This is a genomic window from Pseudomonas sp. PICF6, assembly GCF_009831705.1.
In the GTDB taxonomy this organism is placed as follows: Bacteria; Pseudomonadota; Gammaproteobacteria; order Pseudomonadales; family Pseudomonadaceae; genus Aquipseudomonas; species Aquipseudomonas rhizophila.
On sequence record NZ_WUUD01000030.1, the window covers coordinates 81,839 to 90,760 of the forward strand.

General features: G+C 63.6%; 5 protein-coding genes. All 5 read right to left on the reverse strand.

Going from position 1 to position 8,922, the window contains the following annotated elements:
* Nucleotides 1–55: 55 nt before the first annotated feature.
* Nucleotides 56–871, reverse strand: coding sequence for a YfaP family protein (locus tag GSM73_RS20150; RefSeq protein WP_160893655.1), 816 nt, complete (start codon nt 869–871; stop codon nt 56–58).
* A gap of 3 nt (nt 872–874) precedes the next feature.
* Nucleotides 875–2,557 (reverse strand): DUF2300 domain-containing protein, encoded by a 1,683-nt coding sequence (locus tag GSM73_RS20155; RefSeq protein ID WP_256677002.1) that lies wholly within the window; start codon nt 2,555–2,557, stop codon nt 875–877.
* A complete protein-coding gene (locus GSM73_RS20160; RefSeq protein WP_160893679.1) occupies nt 2,496–6,701 on the reverse strand; it encodes an alpha-2-macroglobulin in 4,206 nt (1,401 codons plus the stop codon). Before GSM73_RS20160 ends, GSM73_RS20155 begins: the two co-directional genes overlap by 62 nt.
* Nucleotides 6,698–7,357: a DUF1175 family protein gene (locus GSM73_RS20165; protein ID WP_160893659.1), complete on the reverse strand. Its 660-nt coding sequence runs from the start codon at nt 7,355–7,357 to the stop codon at nt 6,698–6,700. Before GSM73_RS20165 ends, GSM73_RS20160 begins: the two co-directional genes overlap by 4 nt.
* On the reverse strand, nt 7,342–8,922 hold a 1,581-nt coding region (locus tag GSM73_RS20170; RefSeq protein ID WP_256677003.1), incomplete at its 5' end, for a DUF2138 domain-containing protein. The genes GSM73_RS20165 and GSM73_RS20170, both read right to left, overlap by 16 nt.

Consider the following 8,922-nt stretch of genomic DNA (forward strand, 5'->3'; position numbering starts at 1 on the left):
TACCGCTATCGCGAGCAGGCTCGCTCCCACACTCACAAACGACTCTGGCGCGGCCTTAGGGGTAACTGAAGCTCTTGACCAACATCAACTCCCCCGCCGTGCGCATCGGTACCACGAAGGTTTCCATCTTCTCGCTTGGCGTGCCCTCTTCGGTGATGACGGTGATCTGCGCCGTGGTCAGGGCTTGTGCCGCTTGTTGCTCGCCGTCCTCGTCACTGCGATAACCGCCGCCGTAGTAGTTCACGTACACCAGGTACTGACCTTTGATCGGCGCGGGCATGGCGATGATTTCCGGGCCGTAGCCGGTGGTGACATCGACGTCGAGCGCGGCGCCGTTGGGGACGACGCGGTCGCCGTACCAGATGTGGGCGCCGTCCGGGGTGACGAGGTGCAGGTCCAGGTCGGTGCCGTCGCTGTCCCAGGTCAACAAGACCCGCAGTTTGGCCGGGGTGGCGCCGCCGCTGGTGTTGAGAAATTGCGTACGGTGGCGTTGCTGGCCGTTGGGGCTGCGCACTTCGATGCTGTTGCTGCCATTGGGGAACGAGAACGGCCGGTCGAAGCGCCCTTGCGGGTCGAGTTTCAGCGGCAGGGTCACGCCATTGATGATGAGTTTGCCCGGCTCGTTACTGTCCTTGGGCGTGCCTTTGATCTGGCCGCTGATGCGGGCGGTGCTGGCCTGGCCCTGGGGTGTGTTGACCGAAGAAGCCGGGTAGTTGACGGTCTGGCTGAAGCTTTCGCCTTCACCGCCCGGCGCGCCACTGCGCCAGCCGCCGACCGGGGTGTGGAGTTTGATGCCCTCGCCCGCAATGGCTGGCGGCAACACGGCCAAAGCGCAGAGCAACAGCAAGGCCTGTGGATAACGGAGTGTCATGGTCTATTCCAGCAAGAGGTGACGGGCGAGCCCTTCGATGTAGGTTTCGTCCTGGCCGTTGGGGTGGGCTTCAAAGGCCAGGTGCAAGTATTCGTGGGTCAGGTCGAGGCGGTCTTGCAGCGACAGCACACCGCGCACATAGATGCGCCGGCGTTCGCGGTCGACATAGGGCCGGCCGAAGGCGACACGGCAGACGGCAAACGCGCTGATTTCGTTGTAACCCACTTCATCTGCCAGACGGGGGCGCCAGCCGCGTCGCTGTTTCAACAACCAGTCCTGGGCGGCGGGCAGCGCTTCACAGGACGCCACCGGATTGTCCCAGCGGCTGAGGCTGGCGCGCGGGTAGGCATGCAGCAGGATGGCGTCGTAGCGCTGGCCGGCGCTGGCCTGCTCCACGGCTTGCGCCCAGGACAGTTTGTCCGGGGCGGATTGGTCAGAGTGGTAGGTCACGTCGGTGCCCGCCAGCACCAGATCGCTGGTCCAGGCGGCGATGGCGCGGGTTTGCGGCGTCGCCGGACGTGGGGCGACGCGCTGGCGATGACTGCTGTCATCGATGCTCAGGCAATCGCCGTGACGCTGGGCGTTTTGCAGCAGGTAGCTGCGGATCGCCACAGCCAGGGCCTTGGCCGCTTCGATGGGTTCAGCCTTGGCTTCGCGCTGCAGGACCCGGGCGACGTACTCTTCGCGATCCAGTCGCGCCACCAGCTTGCCGGGCAGCAGGAACAACTCGCCGTCGCTGTGGATATCCAGTTGGTTGCCGTTGGCGAATTCGACACGGTAATCGCCGCGCAGCGGGCCTGGGGTGGCCGGCCGGTCACCCGCCATCACCCGTTGCAAGGGATACCGGGCGAACAGGTCCACTTCCACGCATCGCCCCGTTTCCGCTGGCCAACGAGACGGCAGCGCCGCAGCCAATCCATCACCGTATGCCTTCAATATCTGCTCGCTGGTGCCACGCCCACCGGCCCACACCGGCGTGCCGTCAGCCAGCCAACCGGCGAAGCCGCCCTGGCGCGATGAAGGATCCTGTTCACCCAGCCAACTCCAGGTCTTGACCCGCAGACGACTGCCCAGCTGGCCGACCAATCGCCCATCCGCCGCGTTGAGCACCACATCCAGCAGCACCCGACGGGCCTGATCCTGAGCCGGCAGCATCGCCAGTGCCTTGAGCAGTTCAGCCACGCGAACCTGTTTTTGCGGTTGCAGGCTCGGCAGGTCCAGCAGCCACGACGGCGCCTGGCGGGCCTGCCAGTACTCGCGCCAGTTCGAAGCCGAAAGCCCAAGCCGCTGCGGTTCGAAATACAGGCCGCAGGATTTCACCAACGCCTGATCGCGACCGATGTTCTGCCCGGCGCTACAGCAATAGACTTCCTCTTTGGACTCACCGCGACATTCATATGCCGGTTCGCGAGCGCCGGTGTCCACCAGCCATGCGTAGACAAATAGCTTCCACACACTGCCCAGCGCCGCCTGCAAGGCCTCGGGCAAGGGCTGACGGTCCAGCACCTGGGTCTGGCTCACCCGCAGCAACTGACCGTCGAAAGCCAGGCGCAACGGTTCCTCCTGCGCTGTGGCCAGCGCAGGGATCAAGCACAACAACCACCCAAGCCGCGGCCAGCGCACGTCAGTTGACCGTGACCTGACCGAGCGCCGGTTTCTGTTCCCGAGCCTGATGCTGCGGCGCATAGACCTGGGTGAAACGCACCGGCGGCAAGCTGAACTGGCCCTTCTGGGAGAAGCGCACCAGATGCCGCAGGCGCAGCTCGCCACTCAGGGCGTCCAGCGGCACCGCGTAACCCATCTGCCCCGGTTCGAAGCGCGCCTTCTCCAGGGAAGTCGGCTCGCTGCCGGCCTTGCCCAACAACTGGACGCCCCAGGTGGTGCGCTCCACATCGGCACCCGGCGGCAGCGGCACTTCGAGCATACCGTAGCGCAGCGGCGTAGGCGCCTTGCTGTTGATGATCACTTCATCCAGATAAAGGCTGTCACTGGACAGCGGCTTGCTGCCCACGGCTTCGAGCTTGAAGGTGAAGGCCTCGACGAACGGCTGGGAGCTGACTTCCATTTGCTGTTGTGCGGCGTCGAGTTGCCGGCTGAAGGCCTCCGGCAGCGGCACCTTCACCTGCCTGGCGAGGGACGCCGTCAGCATGCGGGCGCTGGCCAAGCCCAGGGCCGAATCCGGCGCGCTCATGACCAGGCTGTCTTCGCCACTGTCCATCACGCTCGAATCGCCGCCCTCGCCGGCTTTCGCCAGGTCGTCCATCAAGCCGCTGAGCAAGGTGTTCACCGGCAGTTGCATCTGTTTGGCGAACGACAGGATCAGCGCACGCTGCAGCAACGGCGTATCGCCGGCCTGTTTGGCGTAGACCTCCAGCACCCGCTGCCAGTGCTCCGGCGGCAGGCTCAGGTCCAGGGCCTGGCTGGCGTGCCAGTCGGCGTAATAAGCGTAGGCCGTGAGGAACGCATCCGGTTCGCCAGCCTGGCCCCACCAGGTGAAGCTCGCCGCAGGCCCGGCCATTTGCACCAGGCGCAGGCGACTGTTTTGCATGATCAGCCGCAAGCGATCGCGAATCTGCGGGTTCGCCGCCAGGGTCGGGTAGGCGATGCTCAGCGGCAGCAGACGACTGGCAGTTTGCTCGACGCCGCCGTAGGGGTAGCTCAACAAGTCATCCAGGGCCGAACGGAACAGCGCTTGCGGGCTGTCGTCCAGGCGCAGGCGGATATCGCTGGCATCAAGCGGCAGGCTCAGCGGTGTGTCACCGCTCGCCACGTCAAGGCGCTGGCTCTGGGTGACTTGCCAACCGTTGCCAATGGCATTGAGTTGCACGGCCAGGGTGTCCTGGGTTTCGCCATTGACCTGCAACTGCACGTTCAAGTCGCCGTTGCTCAACTCCAGAGACGGTAGCGCCACATAGTTGATGCCGTGCTTCAGGTCCGCCACCACGCGCTGTTCAGTACCGGCGTAACGGATCAGCAGTTCGGCCTTCAACGGCTGTTCGGACTGGCTGAAAGCGAACAGGCCCATTTGCGGTTTGTCACCACTGCGGAACCGGGTCGGGCCGCTCCACTTCAGGTACAGCGGTTTCTCTGAACCGATGAATTGCTTTTTCTGCCCCACCTGACCGTCGTCGGCGATGGCCCTGGCGGTGATGCGCCAGCGAGTCAGGGAGTCCGGCATCTTGAAGGTGAAACGGGCCTTGCCGTTGGCGTCGGTGACCAGCTCCGGTTGCCACGCGGCAGTGTCGACATCTTCACGACGAGGCCGCTCCAGCACTTTGACCCCGCGCTCGCTGCGGTTGGCCTTGCCCGGCGCGCCGGGGCTGCCCGGCAGGGCGACGTCGTAGCTGATGAACGACAGGCTGGCGCTGGTGCGCACGTTGTTGCGGCGCGGATGGTAGAAAAACTGATCGATGGTGGGCGCCACTTCCGGTTGCAGGGCGTAGATCATTTCATCCACGACACTGACGGTCAGGTGCGCCGGGATCGCCTTGCCGACGAACTGGGTGCTCAAGTCCACGGTCACCGTGTCGCCAGGCCGATAAGTGGCTTTGTCGGTAACGATGGCGACGTCGATCTGCGGCGCGACCACCTTGATACCGGCGTTCTGGAAGCTATATTGGCCACCCTTGGTGTACAGCACCGAGAAGGTCAGGTTCGGCGCAAAAGCGTCTTTCACCGGGATGCGCGCGCGGTATTGAGTGTCGCTGAGCTTTTCCATTTTCAGCCAGTCGCCGCCCTTGGACAGCAGCGCCGTGGCCTCGACCTTGTCCCGCTCCAGTGACAGCAGCGCATCACTGACCGGCTCCGGGAAGGTGATCAGCGCCAGGGCTTCGTCACCGGCCTGATACTGAGCTTTGTCGAGGACGATCTCGACCGTGCCCGGCACGGCCTTGATACCTTCGCCGGTCACCGAATGGCCAGTGGCGCCAATGACTCGACCGTGGTCATCCTTGAGGGTCAGGTTGTAGGTGCCCGGACGCTCGAAGGTCAGGCTGAAGCCCTTGTCCTTGGCCGCCAGTTTGCCTTCGCCGGTGGTCTGGTCTTCCAGCCGCACCCAGGCGTAGCTGCCCGGCGTCACGGCGTTGCTTTGCGCGTTGCCACCCTCGTTGGTGTAGCTGAACGAGACGTTCTCGCCGGCGGCGCTGAAACGCTGGGGCGCGCTCAGGCGAAAGTTCGCCGCGCCACGGTCGATGAGAATTTCCTTGGTGGTCTTGACTCGATACGCCGCGCCATCGCTGGCAAACACAGTGAGCGTATAGCGACTCGGCTTGTCGGCGGCCGGCAGTTCGAGGGTGGCGCTGCCCTTGGCATCGGTGGTCACTTCGCTGCTAGTCAGCTCCACCGGGAATTGCCCCTGATATTGCAGCTCGTTATCCACCATCGACAGTTGCTGGGCCCGCAGGCTCAGGCTCACCTTGGCGTTGGCCACCGGTTTGCCGTCCGGGTACAGCAGCACGAGAGCGCCCTTGACCGGCTCGCCGGTGCGGTAATCCTGCTTGGCGAGGTTCAGCGCGATCTCGAAGTGTGGCTTGATGTATTCGGCCACGCGAAAGGCACTGCTGTAGAGCTGGTCCCTGTAGCCAAAGCGCAACTCATAACCACCGGCCACGGCGTTTTCCGGCAGCTGGAAACGGCCTTGGGTGCCGGCCTTGGAGTCCAGCTTCAGGGCCAGGGTCTGCAACTCGGTGCCGGTGGCATCCAGCACGCTGACATTGACGTCGGCGGCCGTCGGCTGCACTGAGTCCCGGGCATTCTTGAATTCACGGCCGACAATTTTCAGCGACACCCAGTCCCCCGGCCGATACAGCGGCCGATCGGTGAAGGCGAACAGCTTGGTGTCGTAGATTTCGCTGTCGTAGTAGAAGTTTTCCGAGACGAATACCCCGCCCTCCTCGTCCTCGCCGATGACGAACGAACGCTCCGGGCTGACGTGCTTGAGGCGCAGCAAGCCGTCTTCATCGGTGGCGCCGCTGCTCATCACGCCCAGACCGTCGGTCCACAGTACGTTGACCTTGGGCACCGAACGACCTTCGTGTTTACGCGCGGCCCAGACCAGCAGTTCGTCCCCGGCGATCTTGCTCACCGCTACGGTGTTGGAGACAAACACCATGGTGGTGGCCCGGTATTTACCGATCAGCGCTTCGACCAAATAGAGACCGGGTTTCAACTGGCCTAGTGGCACGTAGACGTTGCCTGGCGCGACGCTGATGAACTCACTCGACGAACCCGCCAGGTTGACCCCCGCTGGCGGCTGGATCGGCTTGGCCTGCCAGAGCGGATAACGGAACTGGCTGACCACCGGCAAACCCGGAATCAAGGCGAACTGTGGTTGCGCGTCGTACGGCGTCGGCGCGGCGATGGCGCTGCCCATTTTCAGTTCCGGCACTTGCTCGGTGACTTGCTGACGCGACTCGTAGGAAAACGCCCGCTGCATCACCCGACGGGATTTGCGGTACCAGTTGTCCCACAGGTACGCCAGGGTGTTCGACAGCCCTTCGCCCTTGAACTGGCCGTCGCTGACCACCCGGTGCAGGTTCTTCTGGCGCTTGAGGAAATCCAGCGGTTTTTCGATGCGATAAACGCGGATATCGGCACCGCCGTACGGCTCCATGCGGAATTTCCGATAGTCGCGCCCCGGCGCTTCGAGGCGGACCATGGCTTGCTCGTCACTGGCAAAACTGCTGTCGGCCAGCAGGAAGAAGCTTTCACCGGCCAACGGTGTGTAGCCGCTGGGCTGCACAGTGTCTTCGGCATGAACGATCGGCGCCAGCAACAGGGCCAACAGCAGGGACAATTTTGAACACAAGCGCAGCATGCGGGCACCGGTCATTGGGAGAGAAAGTTGAGTCGATAGACGCCGATGAAGTTGGGGTTGGCTGCGTCGGGTATCCATCGGGTGTCCTTCCAGTTCATGAGTTGTTGCAGGCTTGCCGAGCGCATGCCGTTGTCGGTTGGGGTGGTGGTGCCGGTGTGATAGGCGATGTTGCGGCCCATCCAGATCATCAGATGCTGGTCATCGCCCTGATCGAAGAACATCAGATCGCCCGGACGGGCCTGGGTGACATCCCGGCTCACCAGATGGCTGTTGAACTGGATCAGCTTGATGGCGTTGACGTAGGGCCCGACCTTGCCGCCGCCCTGTTGCCATTGCTGGGCCAGACGTCGCTGGGCATCGCTCAGTTCAAGCTCTGGCGGCAGGTAGCGATTGGACAGGCCATTGCTGCGCAACCACTTTTGGTCGTGGACCTTCAGCGCTTCATTGGCCGCAAAGCGCACCAGCCCGGCGCAGTCCTGTTGGTACCAGCGCGGGCTCGGGCCTTTGGTCAGTTGTTCCTGGGCAATACGCACGAACCAGGCGCGAAAGACCTTCGATTGCTGCACATCCAGCGCGGGTGTCTGAGCGGCCAACGCCTGCCCGCCCAGCAGCAGCGCCAGCATCAACACCCATCCGGGGCGGCGGATCAACCCGGTCACAGCGCTTTCCATTCCAGTGGCAACCACTGCCAGTGGCCGTCCGGTTCGCTGCCTTCGGGCAACGTCAGGGCGTATTTGCCGTAGCCGCCAAGGGTGCGCAGCTTCGGAATCAGGTAGGTTTGCGCGGCGTTGTAGAACACCGGTTCCATGTCCTGGGGCAGGCTGTCGAGGGTTTCGCGTTGCATCAGTTGCGCCATGGCATCCGGGCCGAAGTAGACCGGCATCAGCAGGTCCTTGGGCACCACGTCGGCCATGGGCGGGAAACGTTTGTCGAGGGTGCCGAGGGCCTTGTCTACCAGTTTGTCGTCGAGGGAAAACAACAGGGTCGAACCGTGCCGCGCCAGACTGACTTGCATGAACGCCTTGCCGGTGATCGACTCGGGCTGCGCGGCGTCCTTGGCCGGGTAAGGGCCGAAGTTGGAGCTGACCTGGCGTTGCCAGCGGTGCATCGGGCCTTCCTGTGTCTCAACAACGGGAAACGCATGTTCGGCCACGTTGTTTTCGTAGGCGCCCACCATCGAACCGAACAGGTTGCCCAGGTCGGCATCGAGCTTGCCGCCGTCATCGTTCAGGTTCGCCACCAGCAGTGGTGTGTAAAGCCGCGAATCGGCGTACCAGCACAGCCCCGCCGCGCCGGCCATGTGCTCGATCATGACCTGGGCCGCGTTGTCGTCGGCACCGAGTTTCACCAGCAATGGCTTTTGTTGTTCGGCGGCCAGGGGCAAAGCGACACAGGCGCTGGCGCCCATGGGCATGGCTTGCCAGATTGGCTTGAAGTCGAAGTCCGGCTGGTCTTCCAGCTCGTCCATGGCCAGGAAGCTGTGCCAGCCCTTGTCGTCCATGTCGAAACGCAACCCGGCGAAGTTCGGGATGAATCGCTGGTAGCCCATGGCGAGCACGCTGGCATTGACCGAGATGCGTTGCTTGACCTCAGGCGCCTTGGGCAGCAGGCCAAAGGCTTCGGGGAAGAGTTTTTCACCGGCCAGCAGCGCTTCGAGGGCCTGGGTCGAGACCATGCCGGGTTCGTCGGTGGGGCCACTTCCCAGGTCGTAGAGTCTGGTCGGATTGGACAACACCACCAGCTTGTCGCCATGGGAAGCGAATACCAGGGCTTTGCTGGCGTTATAGGTGAGTTGATAGACCGGCACCACGTCGCCGGCCACGTTCATCTCACCGAGCTGGCTGAGCTGTGAATCATCCAGCGCCACTTTTGCCAGCGGCTCCAGCACCTTGGCCAGGCCACCGCGATCCATCACCAGTAGAAAATCCTTGAGCCGCCCGTCGGCGCCGCGCCATAGCGCTACATCGGCCGGCTGGTCGAAAAGCTGCTCGATCAGGCTGTCCTGCAGTTTGAGATCATGCTCGTAGATGATCCGCCGCAGGCTGCCGATCAGCCCGAGGCGGTCGGCATGGGTTTCGTAATAGAAGACGAAATCCTCGGTGAGCGTGGCCTTGAGGAACGGCACCGCCAGCAAGTCCTTGGGCAACTGGCTCAGGGAGTGGGCCTCGAGCAGGCCGTCGGGGCGGCTCAGGCCGAGTTTTTCCAACGCCAGTTCCATGGGCGGTGCCTTGGGCTT